15 protein-coding genes and 1 pseudogene are annotated in these 26,874 nt (G+C 61.8%); 8 read left to right on the forward strand and 8 right to left on the reverse strand.

Annotated elements, in window-relative coordinates; translation table 11 throughout:
- Positions 1-329: 329 nt before the first annotated feature.
- Entirely contained in the window at positions 330-1,406 is a 1,077-nt protein-coding gene (gene hppD / locus AB4N64_RS06975; protein WP_460123357.1) for a 4-hydroxyphenylpyruvate dioxygenase, read from the forward strand.
- A 112-nt stretch (positions 1,407-1,518) separates the two neighbouring features.
- Here hppD and rarD read toward each other — a convergent pair whose 3' ends face one another.
- Positions 1,519-2,400 (reverse strand): EamA family transporter RarD, encoded by an 882-nt coding sequence (rarD, locus tag AB4N64_RS06980; RefSeq protein ID WP_460123360.1) that lies wholly within the window; start codon positions 2,398-2,400, stop codon positions 1,519-1,521.
- A gap of 179 nt (positions 2,401-2,579) precedes the next feature.
- Positions 2,580-3,587, reverse strand: coding sequence for an aldo/keto reductase (locus tag AB4N64_RS06985; protein WP_460123362.1), 1,008 nt, complete (start codon positions 3,585-3,587; stop codon positions 2,580-2,582).
- Positions 3,588-3,733: 146 nt separating this feature from the next.
- Here AB4N64_RS06985 and AB4N64_RS06990 point away from each other — a divergent pair, with 146 nt between their 5' ends.
- From AB4N64_RS06990 to AB4N64_RS07015, 6 genes and pseudogenes are all read left to right on the forward strand, one after another.
- On the forward strand, positions 3,734-4,873 hold the full coding sequence (locus tag AB4N64_RS06990; protein ID WP_460123365.1) for a glycerate kinase: 1,140 nt from the start codon (positions 3,734-3,736) through the stop codon (positions 4,871-4,873).
- Between the two features lie 284 nt (positions 4,874-5,157).
- Positions 5,158-5,925 (forward strand): annotated as a pseudogene (locus AB4N64_RS06995) (MCP four helix bundle domain-containing protein); the annotation flags it as partial.
- 102 nt (positions 5,926-6,027) lie between these two features.
- Positions 6,028-6,783, forward strand: coding sequence for a methyl-accepting chemotaxis protein (locus AB4N64_RS07000; protein ID WP_460126648.1), 756 nt, complete (start codon positions 6,028-6,030; stop codon positions 6,781-6,783).
- A gap of 358 nt (positions 6,784-7,141) precedes the next feature.
- On the forward strand, positions 7,142-9,190 hold the full coding sequence (locus AB4N64_RS07005; protein ID WP_460123366.1) for a hypothetical protein: 2,049 nt from the start codon (positions 7,142-7,144) through the stop codon (positions 9,188-9,190).
- A 234-nt stretch (positions 9,191-9,424) separates the two neighbouring features.
- Positions 9,425-11,626: an autotransporter outer membrane beta-barrel domain-containing protein gene (locus tag AB4N64_RS07010; RefSeq protein ID WP_460123369.1), complete on the forward strand. Its 2,202-nt coding sequence runs from the start codon at positions 9,425-9,427 to the stop codon at positions 11,624-11,626.
- A gap of 171 nt (positions 11,627-11,797) precedes the next feature.
- Positions 11,798-13,240 carry a hypothetical protein gene (locus AB4N64_RS07015; RefSeq protein ID WP_460123371.1) on the forward strand — a complete coding sequence of 481 codons (1,443 nt, stop codon included), beginning with the start codon at positions 11,798-11,800 and terminating at the stop codon, positions 13,238-13,240.
- A 949-nt stretch (positions 13,241-14,189) separates the two neighbouring features.
- On the opposite strand, the gene AB4N64_RS07020 is transcribed toward AB4N64_RS07015, so the two are convergent.
- The 6 genes from AB4N64_RS07020 to AB4N64_RS07045 form a co-directional block, all read right to left on the reverse strand.
- Positions 14,190-15,218 (reverse strand): fimbrial protein, encoded by a 1,029-nt coding sequence (locus AB4N64_RS07020; protein ID WP_460126651.1) that lies wholly within the window; start codon positions 15,216-15,218, stop codon positions 14,190-14,192.
- Between the two features lie 104 nt (positions 15,219-15,322).
- The gene (locus tag AB4N64_RS07025) at positions 15,323-17,851 is read right to left on the reverse strand and encodes a fimbria/pilus outer membrane usher protein (protein WP_460123373.1); all 2,529 of its coding nucleotides are present in this window, start codon (positions 17,849-17,851) and stop codon (positions 15,323-15,325) included.
- 36 nt (positions 17,852-17,887) lie between these two features.
- Complete coding sequence (locus tag AB4N64_RS07030) at positions 17,888-18,640, reverse strand: fimbrial biogenesis chaperone (protein ID WP_460123375.1); 753 nt, start codon at positions 18,638-18,640, stop codon at positions 17,888-17,890.
- A gap of 103 nt (positions 18,641-18,743) precedes the next feature.
- Positions 18,744-19,292, reverse strand: a complete 549-nt coding sequence (locus AB4N64_RS07035; protein WP_460123378.1) for a fimbrial protein — start codon at positions 19,290-19,292, stop codon at positions 18,744-18,746.
- A gap of 346 nt (positions 19,293-19,638) precedes the next feature.
- Positions 19,639-23,394, reverse strand: coding sequence for an RHS repeat-associated core domain-containing protein (locus AB4N64_RS07040; protein WP_460123381.1), 3,756 nt, complete (start codon positions 23,392-23,394; stop codon positions 19,639-19,641).
- On the reverse strand, positions 23,382-24,749 hold the full coding sequence (locus AB4N64_RS07045) for a hypothetical protein (protein ID WP_460123384.1): 1,368 nt from the start codon (positions 24,747-24,749) through the stop codon (positions 23,382-23,384). Before AB4N64_RS07045 ends, AB4N64_RS07040 begins: the two co-directional genes overlap by 13 nt.
- 314 nt (positions 24,750-25,063) lie before the next feature.
- On the opposite strand from AB4N64_RS07045, the gene AB4N64_RS07050 reads away from it, so the two are divergent.
- Positions 25,064-26,842: a hypothetical protein gene (locus tag AB4N64_RS07050; protein ID WP_460123387.1), complete on the forward strand. Its 1,779-nt coding sequence runs from the start codon at positions 25,064-25,066 to the stop codon at positions 26,840-26,842.
- The last annotated feature ends 32 nt before the right edge of the window (positions 26,843-26,874 follow it).

A 26,874-nucleotide genomic window follows, 5' to 3' on the forward strand; every position in this document is an offset into this window, starting at 1 on the left:
ATTTTCGTTGACCGGATTGATCCTGGCGGGCGTTTTCCTGTGCATCAAACCCCTTGCACGTGCGTTGAAAAAGGGCTTTTGATACAGCAGGCGGACAAACCGATTTACGCTGTGTAGAATCGGTTTACGCATACAATAATAATCCTTCTGGCAGCAGAAGCCTTTTCCGCCAGAGCCTTGGGTCGACGATGAACAGTTTCGGGTTTCAATTGATCTATGGTGACTTCCTCGCCCGCAGCGTACGCGGCATCTCCTGCGCGCCACCCGGCGGTCTCAGCATTTTCAGCCAATAACGTTTGTTAATTGAAAAGCATGATGAGGCGCCAACCATGGCAGATTTATACGAAAACCCAATGGGCCTGATGGGCTTCGAGTTCATCGAATTTGCATCGCCAACCCCCAACACCCTGGAGCCGATCTTCGAGATCATGGGTTTCACCAAGGTCGCGACCCACCGTTCCAAGGACGTGCACCTGTATCGCCAGGGCGCGATCAACCTGATCCTCAACAACGAACCCCACAGCGTCGCCTCGTACTTCGCAGCCGAGCACGGTCCGTCGGTGTGCGGCATGGCGTTTCGCGTCAAGGATTCGCAGAAAGCCTACAAACGCGCACTGGAGCTGGGCGCGCAGCCGATCCACATCGAAACCGGCCCGATGGAGCTGCACCTGCCGGCGATCAAGGGCATTGGCGGTGCACCGCTGTACCTGATCGACCGTTTTGGCGAGGGCAGCTCGATCTACGACATTGACTTCGTTTTCCTGGAAGGTGTCGAGCGCAACCCTGCGGGGGCGGGCCTTAAAATCATCGATCACCTGACCCACAACGTGTATCGCGGGCGCATGGCGTACTGGGCGAATTTCTACGAGAAGCTGTTCAACTTCCGCGAGATCCGCTATTTCGACATCAAGGGCGAATACACCGGCCTGACCTCCAAGGCGATGACCGCGCCGGACGGCATGATCCGCATTCCCTTGAACGAGGAATCGTCCAAGGGCGCCGGGCAGATCGAAGAGTTCCTGATGCAGTTCAACGGCGAAGGCATCCAGCACGTGGCGTTCCTCACCGATAACCTGATCGACACCTGGGACCGCCTGAAGAAGATCGGCATGCGCTTCATGACCGCGCCACCGGACACCTATTACGAAATGCTCGAAGGCCGTTTGCCGAACCACGGCGAGCCGGTGGGCGAGCTCCAGGCGCGGGGCATCCTGCTCGACGGTTCCTCCGAGGCGGGGGACAAGCGCCTGCTGTTGCAGATCTTCTCGGAAACCCTGATGGGCCCGGTGTTCTTCGAATTCATCCAGCGCAAGGGCGATGATGGTTTCGGCGAGGGCAACTTCAAGGCGTTGTTCGAATCGATCGAGCGGGATCAGGTTCGGCGTGGCGTGTTGAACGCCGAGTAATAAAACTGTAGCAGCGGGCGTGCCCGCGATGGCGGAGTGTCAGTCAACTCAGATGAGACTGTAACACCGCTATCGCGGGCAAGCCCGCTCCCACAATGAGTGCTGCGCAGCCTCAAGGCCTGCGCTGTCGCACCAAATGCTTGAACCCCTCGAACACCAGCACCAGCACCGCCATCCAGATCGGGATGTAGGTCAGCCATTCCCCGGGCTTGATGCTTTCCCCCAGCAACAGCGCCACGCCGAGCAACAGCACCGGCTCTACGTAGCTGAGCAGGCCAAACAGGCTGAACGGCAGCAGCCGGCTGGCGATGATGTACACCACCAGCGCCGAGGCGCTGATCAGTCCCAGCAGCGGGATCAGCCCCATCAGCGCCGGATACTGATCGAACACGCCGAAACCATTCGTACCGCCGTGCACGAACCCGTACGCGATGGGCAGCATAATGACCATGTCCAGCCACAGCCCGCCGAGGTTGTCGGACTTCATCCATTTGCGCAGCACGAAGTACAGCGGATAGCCGACCACCACCACCAGCGTCGCCCAGGAGAAGCCGCCCACCTGATACAACTCATTGACCACACCCAGGCTGGCGAAAAAAACCGCGACCTTTTGCAGGTACGACAGGCGCTCGCCATAGGCGATTCGCCCGGTCAGCACCATCGCCAGCGGCAGCAGAAAATAGCCCAGCGAGACGTCGAGGCTGTAGCCATTGAGCGGCGCCCACATGAACAACCACAGTTGCACGCCGAGCAGCGCCGACGAGACGATCAGGCAGGCAATCAGCCTGGGGTTGGCGGCAACGCGCCGCACGATCTCCAGGGCACGTTTCCATTCGCCGGAAATCAGGATGAACAGGGTCATGCAGGGCGCGGTCAGCAGCATCCGCCAACCGAAAATCTCCACACCATTCAAGGGACTGAGCAGTGAGGTGTAGTAATACATGACGGCAAACAGCACCGAGGCTGAAACCGATAGAGCGATACCTTTAGACAAACTGTCCTCGCGTAGCCGAGCGTTGAACGGAATGCGGAGGATACGCGGTTTTTGTTGTGAATATTGGCCGCGCGATCAAAATCCACAACACCTGTAGGAGCGAGCTTGCTCGCGATGGCGACGTCTCAGTCAGCCTAGTTGTGTCTGACAAATACCGCCATCGCAGGCAGGCCCGCTCCTCATCGTGGCTTACGCCCGGAAACAAAATGCCCCACATCATTGAACCCCGGTGTCGACGCATGCCCCGGCGTCACCAGCGAATCGATGAACGCTTCATCCTCGGCAGTGATCTTCACCGCCTGCGCCTTGGTGTAGGCATCCCATTGTTCCTCGGTACGCGGCCCGACAATGGCGGAGGTGACGGCGCTGTTGTTGAGCACCCAGGCGATGGCGAACTCGACGATGCCCACGCCACGCTCCCGGGTGTATTGCTGGATCTGCTGGGCAATGCGCAGGGACTCCATGCGCCACTCGACTTCCAGGATGCGCTTGTCGGCACGACCGGCGCGACTGTTGGCGTCGGGTTTGGCATCCGGGGCATATTTGCCGCTGAGTACGCCACGGGCCAACGGGCTGAACGGCACCACGCCCAGGCCGTAGTGCTGCGCAGCGGTGATCTGCTCGGGCTCGGCCTGGCGGTTGACGATGTTGTACAACGGCTGGCTGATGACGGGGCGGTCGACCCCCAGTTGATCGGCCAGGCGAATGACCTCGGCGATGCGCCAGCCACGGTAGTTCGACAAACCCCAGTAACGCACCTTGCCCTGTCGGATCAGGTCGCCCATGGCCGACACCGTCACCTCCAGCGGCGTGTTGTGGTCTTCGCGGTGCAGGTAATAGATGTCCAAGTAGTCGGTGCCCAGGCGCGTCAGGCTGGCCTCGATCCCATTGAACAGATGCTTGCGGCTGAGCCCCGAACGGTTCGGCACGCCGTCCGCCGGACCGAACCCGACCTTGGTGGCCAGCACCCACTGATGGCGGTTGGAGGCAATGGCTTCACCGACGATTTCCTCGGAGCGGCCGTGGGTGTAAACGTCGGCGGTGTCGATGAAATTGATGCCCTGGTCCCAGGCCTTGTCGATGATCCGCAGGGAATCTTCGGTACTGGTCTGCTCGCCAAACATCATGGTGCCCAGGGTCAGGGTGGACACCTGCAAACCGGAATGACCCAAGGTGCGGTAGCTCATGATGAATTCCTTTTGCCAGTGGGAAAGCCTCCATCAAATACCAGAATTTTCCCGCGTGGCAAACGGTATTGGTTGCGTTAACGTGGATCGCCCTCTCGCTGAGGCAGGACGGTTCAACATAAAGGCATTGAAACTGGAGATACCCCATGAAAATCGTCATCGCCCCGGATTCGTTCAAGGACAGCCTCAGCGCCCAGGGTGTCGCCGATGCCATCGCCATTGGCCTGGCCCAGGTGTGGCCGGATGCGCAGTTGCTCAAGTGCCCCATGGCAGACGGTGGTGAAGGCACGGTCGAATCGATCCTCGCGGCCTGCGAAGGTCAGTTGCGCCGCACGAAGGTTCGCGGGCCATTGGGCAACACGGTCGATGCCGCCTGGGGCTGGCTGCCGCACAGCCACACCGCGATCATTGAAATGGCCGAAGCCAGCGGCCTGCAATTGGTCGCGCCGGGACAGCGAGATGCGTGCGTCAGCAGCACCTACGGCACTGGCGAACTGATCCGCGCGGCACTCGATGCCGGGGCGCAACGGGTGATCCTGGCGATTGGCGGCAGCGCCACCAACGACGGCGGTGCCGGTGCCATGCAGGCGCTGGGCGTGAAGCTGCTGGACGCCCAGGGTCAAAGCCTGGCACCGGGTGGGCTGGCGCTGGCGCAACTGGCGCGCATCGACCTGGACGAACTCGATTCGCGCCTGGCGACGGTGCGCTTCGACATCGCCGCCGACGTCGATAATCCGCTGTGCGGCCCCCACGGTGCCTCGGCGATTTTCGGTCCGCAGAAAGGTGCGTCTTCCCGGCAGGTCGAGCAATTGGACAGCGCCCTTGGCCACTTTGCCGACCACTGCGCCCAGGTGCTGCGTAAGGATGTGCGCGATGAGCCGGGCAGTGGCGCGGCGGGCGGCCTGGGGTTTGCCGCCAAGGCGTTTCTCGGGGCGCGGTTCCAGGCCGGGGTTGAGGTGGTGGCGGAGCTGGTGGGCCTGGCCGAGTCGGTGCAGGGCGCTGATCTGGTGATCACCGGCGAAGGCCGTTTCGACGCGCAGACCCTGCGCGGTAAAACCCCGTTCGGTGTCGCCCGCATCGCCCGGCAACAGGGTGTGCCTGTCATCGTGATCGCCGGCACCCTCGGCGAGGGTTACCAGGCACTGTACGAACACGGCATCGACGCCGCGTTCGCCCTCACCAGCGGCCCGATGACCCTGCAACAGGCGTGCAGTGAAGCGCCACGCCTGTTGCAGGAACGGGCAAGCGACATCGCCCGGGTGTGGCGGATGGCCAACCAATCCTGACTCCCCACCCCCTGTAGGAGCGAGCTTGCTCGCGATAAGGCCCGGTCAACCAGCGCTCATGTAGCTGACCCTCCGCCATCGCGAGCAGGCTCGCTCCCACAAGTATCGAGCTAGACGCCTCGAGTGTTTCAAGGATGAAACACACCTCAGCCCGTAAAAAAATATTTCACAAACCCCCGCAAAAAACCTCAAGCCCCGCCGATATATAAATCAGGTGCGCACCTGTCGTGCCCACCCGCAAAGCACGGATGCTCGAAGCCACACTCACCCCCGAGTATCGTCCTATGTCCTTGCGTAATCTGAATATCGCACCGCGCGCCTTCCTTGGGTTCGCCTTCATTGCCCTGCTGGTGGTTGTGCTGGGCGTATTTGCCGTCAACCGCATGTCGGTCATCCGCCAGGCGTCGGTGGACATGGGCAGCAACCAACTGCCGAGCGTGGGTTACCTGAGCACCGTCACCGAGAACGTGTTGCGCATGCGCATCCTGTCGTTCCGCATCCTGGTCAATCGCGAACCAGCCAGTTTGCAGGAAGCCGACTCGCGCATCGTCGTGCTCAGCGACAAGGTGCGCAAGGCGCAAGCCGATTACGCGGCATTGCCGATGGGCACCCGGGAAGCCACGCTGTACAAGGAGTTCAGCACGACGCTGGACAACTACATGCAAGCCCAGCGCGAGATGATCGACCTGTCGCGCCAGAACAAGGTCGATGAGTTGCGCACCCTGATCAACACGCGGATCAAGGACGGCACCGACCTGATGGGCGAGCAGCTCAACAAGCTGGTGGCCTTCAACGCCGAGGCTGCCAAGGTCGCCGGAGTGACCGCCGCCGACAACTACAGCGGTGCCGTCAACGGCATCATCGCGGTGGCCGTACTGGCGGCGGTCATGACCGTGCTGTTGGCCTGGCTGTTGACCCGCAGCATCGTCACGCCATTGACCCGCGCGGTGAGAGCCGCTGAAACCATCGCCGGTGGCGACCTGACCAAAACCGTCGAAGTCGATGGCAAGGACGAACCGGCTCGCCTGCTCAGCGCCCTGTCCACGATGCAAGCCAACCTGCGCAAAACCATCGAACAGATCGCCGGTTCCGCCACGCAACTGGGCGCCGCCGCCGAAGAACTCAGCGCGGTGACTGAAGAAGCGTCGCGCGGCATGCAACAGCAGAACGACGAGATCGAACAGGCCGCCACCGCCGTCAACGAAATGACCGCGGCGGTGGAAGAAGTGGCGCGCAATGCCGTGTCGACTTCCGAGGCGTCGAACCAGTCGACCCAGGCCGCGCGCGAAGGGCGTGACCGTGTGGTGGAAACCGTCGACGCGATCCAGACCATGACTCACGATGTGCAGAACACGTCGGTGATGATCGAAGGCCTGGCGGAGCAGGGCAGGGACATCGGCAAGGTGCTGGACGTGATCCGTGCCATCGCCGAACAGACCAACCTGCTGGCGTTGAACGCGGCCATCGAAGCGGCCCGCGCCGGTGAAGCCGGGCGTGGATTTGCCGTGGTGGCGGATGAGGTGCGCGCACTGGCCCATCGCACGGCGCAATCGACCCAGGAAATCGAGAAGATGGTCGCCGGTATCCAGAACGGCACCGGTGAAGCGGTGTCCTCGATGCAGCAGAGCAACCAGCGTACCCAAAGCACCCTGGAACTGGCCCGCGCTGCCGGCGTTGCCCTGGAGCAGATCACCCAGTCGATTCACCAGATCAACGAACGCAACCTGGTGATCGCCAGCGCCTCGGAAGAACAGGCCCAGGTGTCCCGCGAGGTGGACCGCAACCTGGTCAACATCCGCGACCTGGCCACCCAGTCCGCCGCCGGTGCCAACCAGACCAGCGCCGCCACCCACGAACTGTCGCGCCTGGCCGTGGACTTGAATGCGATGGTCGCGCGGTTCGTGATCTGATTCGGCTACGCGCCCCCACACATGCACACGCAATACCTGTAGGAGCGAGCTTGCTCGCGATGGTCGTCAACGATGACGCTGGCTGTCATTAGCCCAGCGGTATTCCTGAACCCATCGCGAGCAAGCTCGCTCCTACAGGGCTAAACACCGTCCAATCCCACCCCTGTACAAATCCCCACCTGTCAACTCTGACAGTTTCGCTTTTTTTTGTTCGAGCGCTTAATCCGTCCAGGGTCATTTCGCCCTGCGGCGCGTTCGACGGTGTCTGATGCGTATGCCAGTGCCCTGCAGTTGACCAACCGGTTGGTCATGGCTTCGTCCATGGCTCGAACATTGTCAATTGATGAGGGATGGGAACATGGCAAGTCAAATGACCCCGAGCACGCTGAGCAATCAGGCCTACCTGAAGATGCGTGCCGAGTATCGCTCCAAGCTGGTCGATGACCTTAAAGAACTGATCATCGAAGACGACATGTACGCCGACAAGACCACGGGCTTGCTCAAGGGGCCGGAGGTCAACAAGGGGCTGGACGTCGCCGTGCCGTTGTGGAAAGAACTGCCTCCAGAGGGTTCCAGGATCGGGGACAAGATTCAGTTGCAGGTGGATAGGGGCAACGGGAGGTTCGAAGATATCGGACTGGAAGTGGAGTTCAAGATCCCGGCGGGAGTTACCGAGTTTCCGGAAACCTTTCCGTATGTCATGACCATCGATCCGAATGATTTTCCCAATGTTGCCACGTGCATCCTGAGGTACAGGCACACCAACTACCAGGGAGACCCTCCGTCGCATTCCCTGGAAGTGACCGTACGGGTTGACCGCGTGCCGCCCTACGACCGTACACCGCCCGATGCCCCGGAATTCGCCGACGACTTCCTCGATGATTCCAACCTGCCGGCCGGTGGCAAGCTGGCCGTCACCCTGCCGGGCTACACGGATTGGGAGGCCACGGACATCGTTGCCGTTTACCTGGTCGCGGCCGATGACATTCCGACCGATCCGACCACGCTCACCCCGATCTACTACGCCCCCGTCCCCAGTCCCGGCACGGCTGACACGGTCATGCAGATCGATGCCGACAAGATTCGTGAATTTGGCGATGCCGAAGCAGTGCTGCTTTATGTATTGGTCGACCAGGCGCAGAACCCCAGCCAGCTCTCGAACTATAAAAAAATCGCCCTGACCTTCGGGCCTTTGCCCAACCCGACCAATGAACCGCGGGTCCCCCAAGCTGATCCCCTCCTGACCATGGAGAAAGTCCAGGAGGGCGTGAGCGTGTGGGTCGACAAGTACACCAATTACAAGGAAGGTGACGCCATTCGTGTGAGCTGGGGCTCGAAAACCCTGAGGGACTTTTCCCCCGGCTCCGCGCCACTGCCCAACTTCGAGATTCCAGTGCATCCACCGCTTTTGATACTGGAGGAGTATGGACAGAACACGACCGGGCTCAAGCCGGTGCTCGTCAGTTACCACGCCGTTCGCAGCGGGCGGTTGTTCGGACCCTTGTCCGAAAGCTTCGCTACCAACCTCGAGGTGGCCTTTCCCTGGAACCCATGGCCTCCCGTCGATTGGCCCAACCCGATCCATCCGTCCCTGCTCAAGGGCGACGTGAAAAACCACGATGGCACGCGCACCAATGAGCTGACCCGCGCCGACAAGGACGAAGATGCGGTGTTCCACTTCAAATGGTACACCGAGGCCAAGAACGATCAGATCATCACGTTCTACTGGGGCGAGTTGCAGGTGGCCGAGGCGCGAGTCGTTTTTGACGACCAGGACCCTACCCATGTTCCCGGTGGGGATTACAACGTCGATATTCCCTGGGCCTACATCAAGGAGACCGGCAACGGCGACCCGATCCTGGTGCATTACCGTGTCACGGGGCCGGGTCTGGTCAACGAACTGCATTCAGTGCCCACGGAAGTCGCGGTCAACGCCATTGCCGTGACGCTGCCACCCGCGAGCTTTCCTTCAATCGACGGTGCGGTCAACCCTGATTACCCGGGTTGCATGGCGTTGCGAGACGACGGTGCATTGCAGGTCACGATCCCCGACCTTTCAGGTGAACTCAAGGATGGCGACAAGATCAACGTCACGTTTACGCCGATGAAGGGCGACGATTTGACGGCCGCTGACGACCCCATTACGACAGCGATCTTTCGCAAGGAATTTACATTGGGCCAGCCCGACTCGCCCCTCGGTGGTTTCGATTTTTTCGTCGAACCCTACCTCCTCCACATCTTTCCGCTTTGGACCGAAAATCCGGCGACGTTTCGCCGGGGACGGGTCAAGATCGTGTACTCCCACGATGACGGCACGGAAGTGATCGCTTCCCCGCCAAAGGTCAACCGCACAGCGTTCACGCGGCCCAATGACTCCTGCGAAATCCCCAGGCCGCCGGCTCCATGACAGGGCGAAATGCCCGAGCCCTGCCTGTTGGCGCCCATCACGACGCTGGCAGGCAGGACCTTCGTTCCACGCATCGGGCATGCACAGGTTGTTTCTGAGCAGCTTCGGATTAGTCCTACAGACCGCGCGTAAGAAAATTCTTAGGATCGCCGCCGTTTGACGCCAGGCCCTTGTACGAAAAGGTGCGAAGCGTTTGTAGACAGTCGTTGTGTGTACCTTTCAGGAGCGATAAACATGCATGCCAGCCCGTCCTTTGCCGTCACCCCTCTTGCGCGCATTCTCAAATGGCTTGCCATGGGGCCACTGCTGTTCGCCAGCCCGTTGGTGCTGGGCCAGACCATCATTGAAAACGGTGCCTCGCAAACCATCGACGGCACTACACCGGTGGACGACTATGTACTGCGTACGGGCGGACAGTTGACGGCCAATGGCGCCAGCACCAACCAGATTGCCGCCAGCGAGTCGAGCCTGCAGCTCAACGGTACGACGGTCACGGCTTTGGGCAACGAGCATGGCATCAGCCTGGTCAACAGCACAGCCACAATCAGCCAGAGCAAGGTCACCAGCAACCGCAGCGGCTTGATCCTGACCGAGCTGCCCGGTGGCGCGTCCCAGGCACGGGTCGTCGACAGTGAAATCAGCGGTGGCGAGATCGGCGTCACCATGAGCCGCAACAGTGAAGTGACCATTGAAGGCAGCAAGATCAGCGGCACCGGTGCCAACAGCGTGGGCATCCTCTCCTTTGGTGGCAAGCTGAGCGTGGCCAACAGCACCATCATCGGCACTGACGTCGGCATCGAGGTGTCTGCCGACAACGCGCTACCGGCTGCCAACTCGATTGTCCTCGACAAAACGGCCGTTCAAGGGACGAGCGGTGCCGCGATCAGTGTCGTTGGCGTGAACCCCAACAGCGAAAAGGTCAACATCCAGGTCAACAATGGCTCCACGCTCACCGGTGGCAATGGTGTGCTGTTGCAGGTGCAAAATGGTGCTTCGGCGAACTTTGCCGTCAACAACAGCCAGTTGGTAGGGGACGTCGTGGTCGAGGCGGGCAGCCACGCCGATGTGACGCTGGACAATGCCGCGACGCTCACCGGGCGCCTGGAAAACGTCGAGAACCTGGCCATCAACAATGATGCCCGCTGGATCATGGTGGGCGACGGCTCCGTGGAGAACCTGGCCCTCAATGGCGGCGGCGTGCAGTTTGGCAACCCCGGGCAGTTCTTCAACCTGACGGTGGGCGAGTTGTCGGGCAGCGGCACGTTCTACATGCACAACGATTTCACCACCGGACAGATCGACACCCTGACCGTCACCGGCACTGCCACCGGCGAGCACACCGTGGCACTGGACAGCAGCGGCACGGAACCTACGGCTGCCTTCTCGACGGCAGTGGTGCATATCGCGGCCGGTGACGCGCAGTTCTCCCTGCTAGGTGGGCCGGTGGACCTGGGCACCTATTCCTATGACCTGGTTCGGGTCGGCGCCAACGACTGGTACCTCAATGCCGCCACCCGCACTATCAGCCCGGGTACTCAATCGGTGATGGCGCTGTTCAGCGCTGCGCGCACGGTCTGGTACGGCGAGCTCAGCACCTTGCGCAGCCGCATGGGTGAAGTGCGCCTGGATCACGGTAAATCGGGTGGCTGGATGCGTGCGTATGGCAACAAGTACAACGTCAGCGAAAGCGCCGGCGTTGCCTACAAGCAAGTGCAGCAGGGCGTGTCGTTCGGTGCCGATGCACCGTTGCCGGTGGGTGACGGTCAATGGCTGGTGGGTGTGCTGGCCGGTTACAGCAAGTCCGACCTGGACCTGAGCCGTGGCACCAGTGGCGACATCGACAGCTACTACCTGGGTACTTACGCCACCTGGCTGGATGCCGTCAGCGGTTACTACTTCGACGGTGTCATCAAGTACAACCGCCTGCAAAACGATGCCGACGTGCAACTCAGCGATGGCCGCAAGACCAAGGGCGACTACAACAACAACGGCCTGGGTGCTTCGGCGGAATTCGGCCGGCACATCAAGCTGGCGGATGACTACTTCGTCGAGCCTTCGGTGCAGTTTGCCGCGGTCACGTTCGAAGGCGCCGACTACACGTTCGACAACGGCCTGAAAGCCAAGGGTGATCGCGAGAACTCGCTGCTCGGCAAGGTGGGTGCCACGGTCGGTCGCAACTACAGCTGGGCAGAAGGCAAGACCGTACAACCCTATGTGCGCGCGGCCTACGTGCATGAGTTCGCCGACAACTCCGATGTATCGGTCAACGACAACCGCTTCAACACCGACCTGCGCGGTTCGCGCGGCGAACTGGGCGCCGGTGTTGCCATGACGGTGACCGACAAGGTGTCGCTCCATGCAGACTTCGACTACAGCAACGGCAGCAAGATCGAGCAGCCGTGGGGTGCCAATGTAGGGTTTCGCTACACCTGGTAAATGAGAGCCGTGACACGCCCCCTGTAGGAGCGAGCTTGCTCGCGATGGTAGTCCAGACGACGCGGGGATACAGACAGCCAGCGTTATCGTTGACGACCATCGCGAGCAAGCTCGCTCCTGCAGGGGGCGTGGGGCGGTTCTCTTCTTTGAGTGTTCGAGGAGAGTCTGTTCATGGCCAAGTCCACCGATGTGCTCATGCCCCCGCCTGAGGTTGTCGGGCTGCTGCCCGACAAACCCGGCGGCGAAACCAACCTGCTGCCCGAAGCCCTGACCCGCACCGACCTTAAGGTCTGGTTCACGGTGCCGTTGTATTCGGACCCCACCAAGGGCGAAGAAAAGGTCGAGCTGTTCGTGGACAACAACCCCAACCCGCTCGTCGTGCGCACGTGGGATCAGCCGATCACCGACACCGACCGTTATGTGCTGCTGCCCCAGCACTGGCTGCGCGCCAATGACGGTGAGCATTCGCTGCGGTATCGCGCGACGATCTACAACGGCGACTGGGAATATTCCAACCCGCTGATCATGACCCTCGATACCCAGGCCCCAACCTTGGCGACCGCCAACGCCCTGGTGTTTCCGCCGGCGGTACTGCCGCCCAACAAACTCACCGCCCAATACCTCGCGCAGAACAACGATCAGGTGAAGGCCGGCATCCCCCTCTACACGACTCCCAAGCCGTGGGATCGCATCACCTGGTATTGGAGCGACAGTGCCGGGGGTTACCAGCAGGCGGGCGTTATCGAACTGGACGACAAGAACTACACCGGCCCCCTGGAGCTGGTGGCCAGCGGCGACCTGATTCGCCTGCGCGGCAACGGTGCGCGGTTTGTGTCGTACAGCGTCGAGGACCGTGCGGGCAACAAGACGCCTTACGCCGTGCATGTCGAGCTGAACGTGGACACCGCTGTCGTGCCCCGGGTATTGCCACCGGCGAAAGTGCTGGAGGCCAGCAACAGCGGATCCAGCGGGGTGCTGGTACCGGCCAGGGCGCTCAATGGCGTCACGGTGGAGCTGCCAGCAACGGCGGTCATCAATGACGACGAGCGGGTGGTGGTGTGTTGGGCGCAGCCCGGTACGCCGGGGGACTACACCACCGAAACCCCGGTGGAACCAGGGTCGCGTCAGTACAGTATCCCCAAAACCAGAATCGCCCAGCACAGCGGTGGCAGCCTGACGGTGACCTATGAGGTTCACGAGCCGGGTGTGGCCAACCCGCACAAATCGCAGACCTACAACTTGCGGGTGGATGACATCAGCGGCCTGCCCACGGTCCAGTGCGAGGAGGATGATTCGGGCGGAAACCTGAGTCTGAAGGCCGTCACCGATTTTGCCAACTTCACCATGGAAAACTGGTCGTTCATGAGCACCGAACAGTTCGTCAGCGTGGAAGTGCGGGGCATCGACGCCAACATGCAGACCGTGGTGATCCCTGCGCTCGTCGAAGGTCCGGTACCGGAGGTGGCCCCGAAAATTCCCGTGGGGCGCATTTCCAAGGCGGACCTGCAACGCTTCAAGCTCAATGAGCGCCTTGAAGTGCGGGCCACGGTGAGCTTCGACGGCAAGCGCACCTGGAAACGCTTCGATTCGTTGCGACCGTTGCTCATCGCTTGACTCCCCACACCCTAAACCTGTAGGAGCGAGCTTGCTCGCGATGGAAGCCCAGACACCGCAGGCATCCAGACAGCCCACGTCACCGTTGACGACCATCGCGAGCATGCTCGCTCCTACAGGGGATCGCGGTTGCCTGTAGGAGCGAGCATGCTCGCGAAAAATGGCCCCGACACCGCAGGCATCCAGACAGCCCACGTCACCGTTGACGACCATCGCGGGCAAGCCCGCTCCCACAGGGGATCGCGGTCGTCTGTAGGAGCGAGCTTGCTCGCGAAAAATAGCCCAGACACCGCAGGCATCCAGACAGCCCACGTCACCGTTAACGACCATCGCGGGCAAGCCCGCTCCCACAGGGGATCGCGGTTGTCTGTAGGAGCGAGCATGCTCGCGAAAAATAGCCCCGACACCGCAGGCATCCAGACAGCCCACGTCACCGTTGACGACCATCGCGGGCAAGCCCGCTCCCACAGGGGATCGCGGTTGTCTGTAGGAGCGAGCATGCTCGCGAAAAATAGCCCCGACACCGCAGGCATCCAGACAGCCCACGTCACCGTTGACGACCATCGCGAGCATGCTCGCTCCTACAGGGGATCGCGGTTGCCTGTAGGAGCGAGCATGCTCGCGAAAAATGGCCCCGACACCGCAGGCATCCAGACAGCCCACGTCACCGTTGACGACCATCGCGGGCAAGCCCGCTCCCACAGGGGATCGCGGTCGTCTGTAGGAGCGAGCTTGCTCGCGAAAAATAGCCCAGACACCGCAGGCATCCAGACAGCCCACGTCACCGTCAACGACCATCGCGAGCAAGCTCGCTCCTACAGGGGATCGCGGTCTACTGTAGGAGCGAGCTTGCTCGCGATGGTAGACCAAACACCGCAGGCATCCAGGCAGCCCGCGTCAGCGTTGACGACCATCGCGGGCAAGCCCGCTCCAAGCCCGCTCCTACAGGTCATTTGTAGGTCAGGGTGAAACTCAACGCCCCCTTGGCCAGGCCCGGGCGGACGGCGTTGGGTGGGTCGGTCTGGTAGAAGCGGGCCTGGAAATCGAGCTGCGTATTGCCTGGCGTGATGGCGATCAGCGGGACCTCGGTGGCCAGTTCCACCGGGGTGCCATCGCCCTTGAGCACCTGGATGCCCATGCCCTTGGCGCTGGAATCGGTGGTCAGGCTGAAAATGCCATTGGCCGGAGGGCCGATGGGCGCCGAGCCGAGGATACCTTCCAGGCGAATGTTGGCGGTGGCGACAAAACCATTACCGGTGTCGGTCTCGCATTGGCTCAGGGAAATCCTGAACGGCACGGCGGTGGTGGTGTAGCCTGGCCCGGTGAAATCGCTGGTGTCCCAGTCGCCCAGCAGCACGGGGTCGGCACTCACCGGGTTGGCGCTGACGCTGCACTGCGCCGGAATGATGGTGCCGGTCAGGCCGTAGCCGAACACCTTGCCCAGGTCACTCATGTGGCCACTGAACAGCTCACGGCCATCGAGCATCTGCGGGCCGAGCGCGATGGGTCCGGTTTTGACCAGGGTGATGCGGTTGTGCAGGCTGTTGAGCGAAATATGCGTCAGCAGCATACGGTCGTTGAACGCGTCGTAGGGCACCGTGGGCGGGCCGACGGGGTGGAAGGTATTGTCCGCCTGGCCATTGAGCGGGTAGGCGAGTTTGACCCGCACACCCACGCCCGGGATGTTGGTTTGCAGGATCTTGCCGGTGACGTCCTCGCCGTCGATCGGGTCGATCGGCCCCGGGAAAATGCCGGTGGTCGCACGCGCGTTGAATTCCAGGTTGCGCGTGCCGTCGTTCATGCACCGGGCGATCAGGCCCGCATTGTTGGGAGTGGCATGGTTGACGTCGACACTGCCGATGACCGTGCCCACCCGGGCATCGCGCGGGACATACAACGAGCCGACATCGCGCTGGTAGTTCATGGTCGCCGGCCCGCCGGTGTTCCAGGTGCAATTGGCCATCGCCAGGGGTGCCATGCAGCTGGCGGCCAGTGCCGCGCCCTGCAACAGGCGATGTGTTGAAGATTTCATCGGTTTTTTCCTCGCAACCGCGTCAAGGGTGGCAACTGGTTGGGCGCAGGTCACAGGCATGTCAGTGCCTGCAAACGGTAGCCCTGGGCCTGTTCCATGGTGGCGGGGTCGATGCTCAGGCGGCACTGCGGCTCAGCCTGTTCGCCCCAGTGCACATTCAGTGTCTGCGGTTCTGCGCCACTGGACAGCAAGACCTGGCCGGCCTGGCCGACGATGCCCATGACCGTGCCGTCGGCAGCACTGACCTGGGCGCCGAAGGGCAGCGGCAGGCCTTCGGTGGTGCGCGTGGTGATCACCATGCGGTTGACCGAACGCGCGGCGAAGTTCGCCTTGACCACCGCCCCGCGGCGCGGCACGACCTGGGTCGCACCGTTGTCGATTTCCACTTCGGGGCCCAGGTGATCGGTTTGCAGCACCACCGGGTTCAATCGATAAGGCTGCAAATGCGGCACCAGGGCATAACCCTTGGCATCGGTTTTCACCCCGGTGGCGTTGACGACGCCGACGCCTTCGATGTCCGGCACCTGCACCAGTGCGCTGGTTTCGCCCAGGTTCGGGCCCAGGGCAATGCCGTCGGCGTGCACGAGCACGGCGCCGCTGGCGTTGATCGAGGTGCTGCGCAAGTCGTTGGCCTGGGTCAGACCGGCGCCGATACTGCCGAAGGACGCCTGATAGCCCACCGACAGCGAAGCGGCCTGTTGACGGCCCTCGCTGTTGCTCAGGCTGGCGCGGTAATTGAGGCGGTTTTCGTCGAGGTTGCCGCCCAGGCTGGCGCGCTGGCTGTAGCGACTGCCGTTGTTCTGCAGGTCGAAGGTCGCGTTGCTGGTGTGGCCGAAATCCAGCGGCATCGACAGGCTCAGGCCGAACTGGCGGTCCTTGTCGCCGCCGTTGCGGTCATCGCTCAGCGACTGCGAGGCATACAGGTTGACGCTCAGGTGTTGCAGCTGGGTACTGAAGTTGAACTGGAACTGGCGCTGCTCGTAGTTGCTGCCCCAATAGTCCTGGTGCGACAGGGTCAGGCTCAGCGAACTGCGCGAGCCGATGTGCTGGTAGATCGAGGTTTCCAGGCGACTGCGTCGGTTGCCGTGGTACGGCGTGCTGTGGTTGCGCTGGCGCACGGCCTCCTCGAAGTCGCGATAGCCTTCGGTGGAATAGCGGTAGCCGGCAAAACGCAGGCTGGTGCGGCTGGGGAAGGACTTGCCGTACTTCACCGCGTAGCTCATGCCCTGCACCTGGCCGATGTTGCGGGTATCGATGTCGGCATCGGAGCGGGTGACATCCAGCGCCAGGGCGCCGAACGTGCCCAGATCGCGTGCCACGCCCAGGGAGCCGGCACGGTAGAATTCGCTGGCCATCAGGCCGCCATACAAGGTGGTGTTCCACACCGTGCCCATTGCCAGCGTGCCTTGCCACAGCATTGGGTCTTCGAGCTTGCTGGTGGGGTTGTACCGCCCGACGGCGCCGGTGTAGCGCCACACCCCCTCACGCAGCAGGTTGTTGATGCTGGCATAGGGTTGGCTGAAGCGGCGCACCTGGCCATCGGCCTCTGTCAGGACCACTTCCAGTTCGCCGCTGCCACCGACGGTGCTGAGGTCATCGATTTCGTAGGGGCCGGCGCTGACATAGGTCGAGTAGATCGGATAGCCGTTCTGCAACACCTCGAGCTTGGCGCGCGACTGTGCCACGCCACGGATGATCGGCGCATAACCCTGCATGGCGTCGGGCAGCATGCCCAGGTCCGAGCCCACCAGGGCACCGGTGATCGGCACGCTGCGAAACACGTCGCCGCCGGTGAAGGTTTCCCCCAGCGTCAGGTTGGCGTGGGTGCCGGGTAGGTCCCGTTGCGCGTAGGTGTAGGCGCGGGTCCATTGGCGCTTGCCTTCTTCGTTCTGGCGCAGCGACTGGTTGCTGCGCAGGCGCCAGGCACCCAGGTTGATGCCGCTGTTGAGGTACAGGTCTTCACTGTTGCTCTTGCCGCCGTACCGGCTGGAACTCTGTTGCGCTGCCACCTGGTAACTGACGAAGGCGGCGTTGATGCCGTAGTCCCACAGGTCCGGGTCGACGCGGCCGATCACATCGCGGCGCATGGCGATCTGCGGAATCGACAGGGCCAGCAGCAGCTTGCCGCCATCGAAGTCGATCTTGGCACCGGGGATCAGGTTGAACAGGTTCACGCACGGACCGCTGAGCAACGTCGGGTCGGCCACGCTGCCCAGGCGCACGCCCAGCTCTTCGAGCAGTTCGGCCGAAAGGCACGGCAACAGGCGTTGCGTGGCGGGGTCGACGGCGAAGGCCAGTTCGCGCTGGCCGAAGTAGCGCAGGTTGATCTGCAGGTCGACCCAGTAGCGCCCGGGCCCCAGGTCCTGGGTGTGGCCCAGTGCGCGCAGGGCCAGGGATCCGGCATCACCGGCATGGGCCGCGCTCTGGCGCATGAAGCCGCTCTGGAATTCGATGGGCTGCGCGCCGTGCGCCGGTTTCAATTCCAGCAGCAACAAGCCACTGCCACCGATGACGAGCAGCCGGGCAAAAAGCAGGCGCGCAGGCACAGCCGCACACCCGCGGTCGGGTAGTGAAATCATGATGAGTGTTCCTGGCGGGTTAGTGCGGGGACTGCCCTAGGGGGCGGGTTGAACCGGCACGCTCAAGGGCGTGCTGAAGCCACCGAAGTCGTTGATGGCCGAGAAGGTCACCTGCAAACCCTGGCTGGGCCTGATGGTGTCGAGCACGAAGTGCTGCTGTTTCATCGGTTCGACCATGGCGGGGTTTTGCACGGCCTGCTTCTGGCCGTTGCCACTGACGTCGACCCGGGTAAACGACACGTGAAACGGCGTCGGGTTGTGCACCACCAGGTGCACCTGGCCGCCGACCTGCCGTACCGACCACTCAAGGTCCTTGAGCCGCGACATGGGGTTGTCCTTCAATTGGACCGGGCGATAGAACAGCTTGATGCGGGTGCGCAGGGCGATGTTCAGCACGTTGCCGTCGGTGTCCTGCGCCTGGGGAATTTCCTGCACGTTGAAGTAGAACAGCGACTCGCGATCCGTGGGCAGCGCGTTGGGCAGGCCGTTGATCTGCACCTGTTGCTCCTTGCCCGGGTTGAGCCGGAACAACGGCGGCGAGGGCATGAAGGGCACGGCGGTGGTGTCATCGTCACTGGCGGTGTTGACCCAGGTCTGCACGGCGAACGGTCGATTGCTGGGGTTGGAGATGATCACCGAGGTGCTGCGTTTGTCGCTGCCGAATACCACGCGGGTTGCACTGATGCTCAGTGCCGCCTCGGCGGCAGGGATGTGTGCGAGCAACATCAGCAGCATGCACAAACCGGCAGCGTAGCGGTAGATGGCGGGTAACGGGGTGATGCCAGGCATGGGGGTTCTCCTTCTTCATGCGTGCGGCCAGCCAGGCTCGCCGCACGCATCGAAAACACTGGCGCACGACGCACCGGGCGTCGTGTCCAGAGGGCGGGGGTTATCAGTTGATGGCGACGATGAACTGGATGTCCGCCGACGCCGTACCGGCGGTCACGGTGGCGGCCGTGGAGCGGTAGTAGGCGTTGAAGATCATGTCGGTGGAACCGGTGTCATTGAGTGCGTATTCCGCGGACTCCGTGCCAGGCTTCAACGGCCCGGAGATGTCGTGCAGGGAAATCACCACGTTCTTCGCGCCGTCGCTGGTCGGCGTCACGGCGAAGTAGTCGCCCGAGCTGTCGGCGTTGCCGTTGAACACCACCTTGGCCACGTTGTCGGCCGGGTTGAAACCGCAACCGGCGCCGGCGGTTACCCGCAGGCCGAAGCTCTTGCCCTTGAATTCCTGGCCGATGGCGGTGAAGCGGCTGGCCTCGATGGTGCCCATCTTGACCTGGTTGCCGATGGAGCCGTCTTCCGGGTTGACGATTTCAATCGGGCAAGTGGCGCTGGTAATGCGCCCTTCGAAGTTGATGACACCGCTGTTGGCAAATGCCGAAGTGCCAGCCAGTGCAGCGGAAAGTCCCAGGGAAAGTGCAATCAGTTGTTTCTTCATGATGAATCCTTTAATGATGTTTCGGGTAAGTAGTGGCGCGGGTTGTTGATGCAGCTACTTACACTTTTGCAGGAAGTTTATTTTGTAGCGGCGTCATGACGGGAGGGGATGGTAGAGAGGTTTGTAGGAGAGGGGTAGTGAGGTAAGACGTTGAAATTTAGACTTGTTGCGTGGGAAAAGTCGTCAGCGTAGGTAGGGTTGTAGGAGGGCGGTAGTGTAAGTTTTGTAGGATTTATTTGTGGGAAGGTGAAGTGGAGGGGGCTGCTGTGCGCAATTGTTGGAGGGGGCAAGTCGGGTAGGTAAAAAATCGGCGACACAATGAAGTATGTCGCCGAGTTAAAGAGGATCATCCTTTGACTATGTTTGCTTGCCTGAGAGGGCCCGTATGATTAATTTTGAAGCTTTTTGGCATCATCACGACGTTGTTACCCACGTCTACAGCAGCACTCACATTTCCATCATTCAGGGCCGCCGCCGCCGCGATGATTTGTTTTTGCCACAAGTCATCAGCTCGTGATGGCGCTGGTTTGTCGGGTACTACCGTTTTTTTCAGGTTTGCCTTTGCCCCGCGCAGTGCGCCCTGGCTGACAGGGGGCCTCACGCCGACATTCGACGCCGGTGAAGTGCCACTGGTGGAAGCGACTGCATCATCCACTACAGGTGGTACCCGCGAAGCGCTTCTGCCAGCCGTTTGCGGACTATTGTTGATGAGGTCTGCAGCCCTGGCGCCGGATCTTGGTGGTTGGTTGTTTCCAACTTTCCGTATACGCAGGCGTCGTAAAAATTGCCATCCATCTGAGTTCCGATTGCTCGCCGCGACAATTGAGCTGCCCGAGCTACTCGATGCAACCGAGCTACCCGACCCCACCGAACTGATCGAACCCGCCGAACGCACTGAGGCGGCCGAGTCGGCCACGCTCGCCGCAACTCCTGCCGTCTTGAAAAACGAAGCCGCCATGCCGAACCCGACGGCGGCTATCCCGGTCACGAGCGAAACGAGCCCAAAGATTCCGGCTTTGGTGTTGGAGTCCGGGTTGTCGTTGGCGGCAGCATCGGCACTGAACGCGGTGGCGGCAGCACCCGTGACGGTGGAGGCGGCCAGGGCTGCCGTCTTGGCGATGGTAAAGTACAAGGCCTTGCCGAACAGCGGCGCGAGCTTGCCCGCGGTCAGCACCGTGGCCACGCCCGCAGCGACGGTGCCGACGACGCCCACCGCCACGAAGATCCAGCTCATGACGTCACTACCGCCTGATACGGGCGTAACGGCGTCTTCGTCGGGGCGACGCAAGCGGCCGCTGAAACCGATGGCCTGATGCCCGGTGGGGTCGCGCAGGGCGATCGGGTTGCCCAGGCAATAGCAGTAGGGGTTGATGCCGCCGCCGTCGAACGGGGCCAGCGAGTCCGGGCTGTGAAAGCGTTTGAGCACCGGGTTGTAGGCCCGGTAGCCGCGCCCGAGCAGGTACCAGCCCATGGCGTTTTCCAGTACTTCGCCATTGAACGCGGTCAGGCTTTGCATGGCCTGATCGCTGTGTTGATCGCCGTAGGCGCCGTACACTGCCGTACGCAGCACCTGCTGCTGGCTTTCGCCAATGACGCTGTTGCCCGCACCGGTCATCAACAGCAGGGTCTGCGTCGGATCGCCGGCTTCCTGCTGGCCGAGGGGGTGATCGCCCAGGTAAAGCAATTGCGTCTGGCGATCATCCTTGACGATGGCGTTCAGTTGCTCGTCCTTGTAGAAGCGCAAGGTGTCGTCACCGTTGCTGTCGCCGGTGTTGACCAGGTGGGAGTGGCCGTCATAGCGATACTCGCTGACCAGTTGCCCGGCGCTGTCCTCCACTTTCACCAGGCGGTTCTGGCTGTCGTAGGTCAGCAGGCGGCCCTGCTCGTCAACGCTCTGGTTGCCGTTGAGGTCGTAACTGAATGTCGGGTCGCCCGTGGGGCGGGTCGGGTTGTAGGTGATTTTTTGCAGCAGGCACGGATCACTGGGGGAGTAGCTGTAGAAGGCACGTTCGCTCTGGCCGTTGCTGAATCGGGTGGTGATCAGGGTCAGGCTGTCGAACTCGTTGAAATTGAAGATCTGCTCGACGTACTCCCGCCCCAGTTCATCGTGGGGCAGGGTGGTGCCGGAACAGTAGTGCTCGGTCAGGCGACCTCGCAGGTCGTACCCGAATCGTTCCTCCAGCAGGCTGACGGCACCCTGCTTCAAGTGGCGGGTGTCCAGTAGTCCGTCGGCGCGCCAGGTCTGTTCCTGGGTCTGCGGTACCTGCTGGTCCACGACCATCGTACGCAGGCATTCCTGGCCCTGGTCGTCGTACTCGAACCGGGTCGTCAGTTGGCTGCTGGCGTTCAAGTCCCGGGTGCTGATCTCGCTGAGTTGACCCAGCCCATCGTAGCTGAAACCGGCCTCGAGCCCGCCCTGCAAGGTACGGATGAGTCGTCCGATGGTGTCGTAATGATGCACGGTATCGAGCCCCGGGTCGTTGCCCTGTTTCAGATCGGTGCGCTTGAGCAGGGCACCGTTCATGGAGTGGGAAAACTGCGACTGCCAGGTCTTGCCCTGCGTGTCGATCCAGCGCTCTTCGGTCAACTGGTTACTGGTGTTGTAGTCGTACTCCCGGGTACCCAGTTCGTTGCTCGCCCGGGTCAGGCGTGCACTGGTGTTGTCGTAGGAGAAACTGGCATTTTCGTCCGGCGCCTGGCTGGCAATCGGCGCGGTGCTGAGCGGCAGGTTGTAGTCGTAGCGGATGGTGTCGTTGGCCGGTGTGATCAGGCTTTGTAGCTGTTCGCGGCCGCCTTCGTAGGTGTAACGCTCGGTGCGGGTGCCCGTGGTCATGCGGGTCAAGCGATCCAGGCCATCGAATTCGCGCTCACCCACCTGGGTGAACCGCACGCCATCGGTGCTGCTGCTCAGGGTCACCGCCAGTTCCGCCGCACTGTGCGGTGCGTACTCGCGCCTGACGATAGTGTTGTCGGGCAGCAGGGTGCGGGTCAGGCGCGAAAAGGCATCGTAGCTGTAGCGGGTCACCAGGTTGTTTTCGTCGGTCTCTTCGATGCAGTTGCCCAGCCCGTCGTATTGGTAGGTCCTCTTCGACAGTTCATCGCCCGCTGCATTCAGGGCGCGGATGCGCGATGGCTTGCCGAAACGGTTGAGCCAGGTTTCATTCAGGCCCGTGATCAACAAGCCGTCGCGGCTCTGCAACCAGCTACGGACAATCGGCCCATCGGACTCCTGGGTGCCGATCGGATCATCGACGTCGAAGGCGATCACGCCGTCGGGACCGGTGATCTTGAACGGCTCGCCCCAGTCGTCATACTCTTGCCGGCTGGTCACTTCCAGTCGGACACCGTCCAGCCAGTCGATCGCCGTGGCTTCGACGATATCCCCCCATTCGTTGTACTTCGACGCACTGGTTTGACGGGTGGAAGTCGGGTTGTCGGGATCGACATGGTCACGCTCCTCGTACACCACCCGGCCAAAGCCGTCGAGTACGCTGCGCGCAGTGATATCGCGGGCATTGATCACCCGTTGTTCGAGCTGTTCGCCGATGACCGTGCTGAGGCTCGACTCGTAGCGACGGCGGGCTTCATAGGGGGTGCCCAGGCCAACGACCTGCTCGACAAGGCGGCCAAGATTGTCGTAGACACTGCGGGTTTCGACGTCCTCGAAACGGCTCAACAGGGTCTGGCCGGTGAGCAGTGATTGTTGTTGCAGGGAGCTTCTGCTGGTGCTGTCAAAGTCATTGGCGGTGGTCTGCGTGGTCTGCAGCACCGGCACCTGGAACTCCGGGGAGTCGAGCTTTTCGTACAGGTAATCGTTGAAGGTCGACATACCGTTCAAGGTGACGGTTGCCCGCGAGACGCGGCCATGGAGGAACGCATCGTCAGGGTCATCGATGTGGCTGTAGACCATACGCTGCAACTCGGTTTCAGCGCCGCCACTGTGCAATTGCAGCAGGGTTTCACTCTCGACGGTGTGATAGTCCGACAGCGGGCTGGGGCCCAGTGGGGTCAGGGCCTTGTAGGTGTAGCGGGTGCACAGTGTTGGCGCATCGCCTGGGGCCGAGGGCGCCGGGGTCACCGTGCGCTCTTTCAGGTGACGCACAAAGCCCTCGGGGTCGCTGGCCGAGGGGGGAGCCAGGTATTGGTCTCGACCACACCGTTGGGCAGGGTCTGTGTCAGTGGGTTGCCGTGGATGTCGTAGGTACTGGTCGCCGTTTCGCTGCGCTGCAGGGCCACGTTGTCCTGGTAGGTCCACAACGTGGTGACCTGTCTGGGTAACTGGAAATAGTTGGGCTGTGCTTCGAAGGTTTTGTCTTCATCCACGAAGTACTCGGTCCTGACGATTTGCACATGGTTGTTCTGGGTCGTGGTTTTTTCCGTGAGCAAGTGGAACTGGTTGTAGGTGTATTCGATGGTGCGCGCCGCACTGCCTGCGATCAACAGTTTTTCCACGCAGGTGTATTGGTAGCGCCCGCGCAGGGTGTAGAGATTATCGAGGCCCGAGGGGTCCCAGGCGATGGTACGCCCGCCACCGAGAAAGTTCTCGACACCGGGGTAGCTGTAGCCGACCCGCACCATCGGCTGCCCGGCGCCCGGGTCAAGGCGATGTTCGGTGATCCGCGGCAGCGGGTCCATGTTGTTTCCCGTGGGGTATTGATGGCCGGCATCGTTATAGAACATCTGCTCACGACTGCCGCCGGGGGTCTCAATCTGGGTGATGCACAAGTGCTGTCCCTTGAGCAGGTAGTCGAAGCGCCAGGCAGCTTTGCTGTCGTCCGGCAGCACGATTCGGCTGACGCGTCGGTCGTTGGTGACCAGCTCCATGACAAACCGCGTCCACGGGGTGCCACCGGGGCCGGCCAGCGGCAGTAGCATCACCTCCAGTTGGAAGTCGGTGCGCTTGACCGACATCAGCAGCAGGCCGGCTTCATCCCTGATCGCCGTGAGCAACTGGTGAACGCCGGCGAAGGTCGTGTACTCCAGCGTAATGAAGTTACCCACGGGCGAGTAAATCCTGGTCGGCACGGCCACCCGGTTTTGCAGGCTGCCTTTGACTTCAAGAATTTCCACCATGCCGGACTTGTGCACGACGCGAAACTGGTTGGCGGTGTCCTCGTAGAAATGGAAGGTGTCGAGTTTCTTTTCCTTCATCAGCAATTGCCCGTTGCCGTCGGTGCCGGTCACCTTGAAGGATTCCCCGGTGCTGAGCGAGAGCACCTGGTTGGACAACGTGTACTGCGACAGCTGCATGTCCCAACCCAGGCCCCAACCGCTGTCCACCAGCGAAAGCGGGCTATACCCAAGCGCCAGCTGGAAACCCGGCCCACGCAGGCCGTTGGCGATGATCTCCCCGAGGTTGACCGAGATGCTGTACAGGCCGGTGCGCGGGTTGACCCCCGCCTGCATGGCACTCAGGAAATTGTTGGCGTTGGAGTGCAGGGACGTTTGGGCAGCCATGGGTATCGACCTCCAGCTTGGAATGTGCAGGAAACTGCTGGGCTTTTTCGCCCTGGAACGCTTGGTGTGGGTGTTTGCCAACGCCCACCCGAGTGCGCGTAAAAGCACGGTGGGCAGCACCGCCGAAGCAGGCCGACCCCTGCACGCGGACAGGTTTCGCAGCAAACCATATCAGCAAGAAATCGGCTGCGAACCTATCAGTTCTGATAGTGGGCAGAACGCCCGTCGAGGCGTAAAACGGTGACATCCGCAAGGGTCGCCTCGGTGATCCGGTCCCTGCAATCGACGCCCGTCGGCATCAAGGAGTCATCAGGATGGCTGCCACGCTACCCCCGCCTGAAGTGCCCGCACTCGGCGCCGACAATACGATCGACCTGGACCAGTTGGGCACCGACGACCTGATCACCTACATCAATCACTCGACCCTCAAGGAGGGCGACTTCCTCTGGCCTACCTGGTACGGCTGCGCGAGTAATGGCGACCCGAGGGACATGTTCACCACCCTGATCGAAGTCGGCCCCGGCGAGCTGGAGCCGGAAGGCAAGCAGGTGAGCATCGGCAACAACATGCTCCAGGCCCTGGACCAGGGCTACGTGTTCTACTCGTTCAAGTTGCATGACCCCAGCCAGCCGGACGAGCGCGGCGAGGAGTCCAAGCGGCGGTTTTTCTACGTGGGCAAACGGCCGTTCGCGCAGGCGTTGCCTGTGCCGCATTTTCGCCAGTCCCACGAGCTGCACGTCGACCTCAACTGGTTTCCCACGGGCCCGGCAACGGTGGTGGCATTGCCCTACAAGGCCATGTCGGTGGGCGACCGGGTGACCCTGGAAGCGGACCTGCATTTTGACGACGGCATGTACTGGGAAACCTTCCGCTCCACCAACACCCTGGTGGAGGCTGACATCGGCCAGCCGCAGAAGTGGCTGATCGACCGGGGCCGGCTGCAATCCATCGCCAATGGTTTCGCCCATCTGCGCTACGTGATCGAGTACGCCGATCCCACCACGCCCACCACGCCCACCACTTCGGCAAGCCAGACCGTGCAGATCATTGCGCCCCCGAGCACCTTGCTGCCGGCGCCGGGCATCAAGGACTTCAACGGCAGTGACCTGGACCCGGACGTATTCCCAGACGGCATTTTCGTGGTGGTCGAGCCCTGGCCAGGCATGCAGCCCGGCGACAGCGTGGTGCTGTATGCCGACGGCGACAGTACGGCCATCGCCTCGCTGCTCATCGACAGTTCGACGGTCGACAGCGGCATCGTCGAGTTGCACCTGGGCCATGTGTGGCTGGCGGCCAACGTCGGTCTTGAGGTCAGCCTGCATTACCAGCACGCCCGGGTCGGTACGGCAGGCACTTCGCAGCCGCTTAAAGTGACGCTCAGCAAACCGATCAAACTGCCTTGGCCGAATGTCGAAAAGGCCACGGCCGAGGGCGAGGGAAGGGGGCGTGTGTACGCCGAGGATGTGCTCGGCGGTGTCTATGTCAAGCTGCCTGCGGATGCTGAAATCAGCCCGGGGATGACGGTGCAGATGCACTGGGAAGGTCGTGGCAGTACCGGCAGCGTCATCGTCGATCACACGGCGGGCGACAAGGACCGTTTCCAGATTCCGGCCTCGGCCCTGCCGGCCAACCTGGAGCAATGGGTCAAGGTGTTCTACAAGGTCACCCCGCCCGGCAGAAATTCCGACGTCTTCGAACTGCTGGTCAAGGACTTCCCCATCGCGAAGTGGCCAACCCTGCAGATCGAGGATCCGAAGTCACCCAACAATGTGATTTCGCTGGCCAAGGTCACCACCGGGGTGCTGTTCCGGCTCGACTCCTGGACCTTCATGGACAAGGGGCAGCGGGTCAGGATAACCGTGGACGGCAAGTCCTCGAGCGATGACAAGGAAACCTTCGATTTGCGGGTGGGCGACGCAGAGGTCGTGACCGAAGAGGAGTATTTCGCCGGTCAGTTGTTTGCCGAACTGCCATTGGCTTTTCTGCAGAAGTTAAAGCTGAACGAACACTTCAGCGTCGAAGTTTTTACAAGTTTCGACGACGGCGTCATTTACAAACAGTTTCCGTTCATCAATCCGCAACTGGTTGCCTGAAACACGTTTGCCGCCATTTCGCCCGTTGACGG

This window comes from Pseudomonas sp. S2_C03 (genome assembly GCF_054668405.1).

Excerpts from the sequence above, each read along its gene's own strand:
- AB4N64_RS06990 (WP_460123365.1), top strand. The coding sequence starts at position 3,734 with ATGAAAATCGTCATCGCCCCGGATTCGTTCAAGGACAGCCTCAGCGCC.
- AB4N64_RS07000 (WP_460126648.1), top strand. The coding sequence starts at position 6,028 with ATGCAACAGCAGAACGACGAGATCGAACAGGCCGCCACCGCCGTCAAC.
- AB4N64_RS07045 (WP_460123384.1), bottom strand. The coding sequence starts at position 24,749 with ATGGCTGCCCAAACGTCCCTGCACTCCAACGCCAACAATTTCCTGAGT.
- AB4N64_RS07030 (WP_460123375.1), bottom strand. The coding sequence starts at position 18,640 with ATGCCTGGCATCACCCCGTTACCCGCCATCTACCGCTACGCTGCCGGT.
- AB4N64_RS07050 (WP_460123387.1), top strand. The coding sequence starts at position 25,064 with ATGGCTGCCACGCTACCCCCGCCTGAAGTGCCCGCACTCGGCGCCGAC.
- hppD (WP_460123357.1), top strand. The coding sequence starts at position 330 with ATGGCAGATTTATACGAAAACCCAATGGGCCTGATGGGCTTCGAGTTC.
- AB4N64_RS07005 (WP_460123366.1), top strand. The coding sequence starts at position 7,142 with ATGGCAAGTCAAATGACCCCGAGCACGCTGAGCAATCAGGCCTACCTG.
- AB4N64_RS07010 (WP_460123369.1), top strand. The coding sequence starts at position 9,425 with ATGCATGCCAGCCCGTCCTTTGCCGTCACCCCTCTTGCGCGCATTCTC.
- AB4N64_RS07035 (WP_460123378.1), bottom strand. The coding sequence starts at position 19,292 with ATGAAGAAACAACTGATTGCACTTTCCCTGGGACTTTCCGCTGCACTG.
- AB4N64_RS07020 (WP_460126651.1), bottom strand. The coding sequence starts at position 15,218 with ATGGCACCCCTGGCGATGGCCAATTGCACCTGGAACACCGGCGGGCCG.
- AB4N64_RS07015 (WP_460123371.1), top strand. The coding sequence starts at position 11,798 with ATGGCCAAGTCCACCGATGTGCTCATGCCCCCGCCTGAGGTTGTCGGG.
- AB4N64_RS06985 (WP_460123362.1), bottom strand. The coding sequence starts at position 3,587 with ATGAGCTACCGCACCTTGGGTCATTCCGGTTTGCAGGTGTCCACCCTG.
- AB4N64_RS07025 (WP_460123373.1), bottom strand. The coding sequence starts at position 17,851 with ATGATTTCACTACCCGACCGCGGGTGTGCGGCTGTGCCTGCGCGCCTG.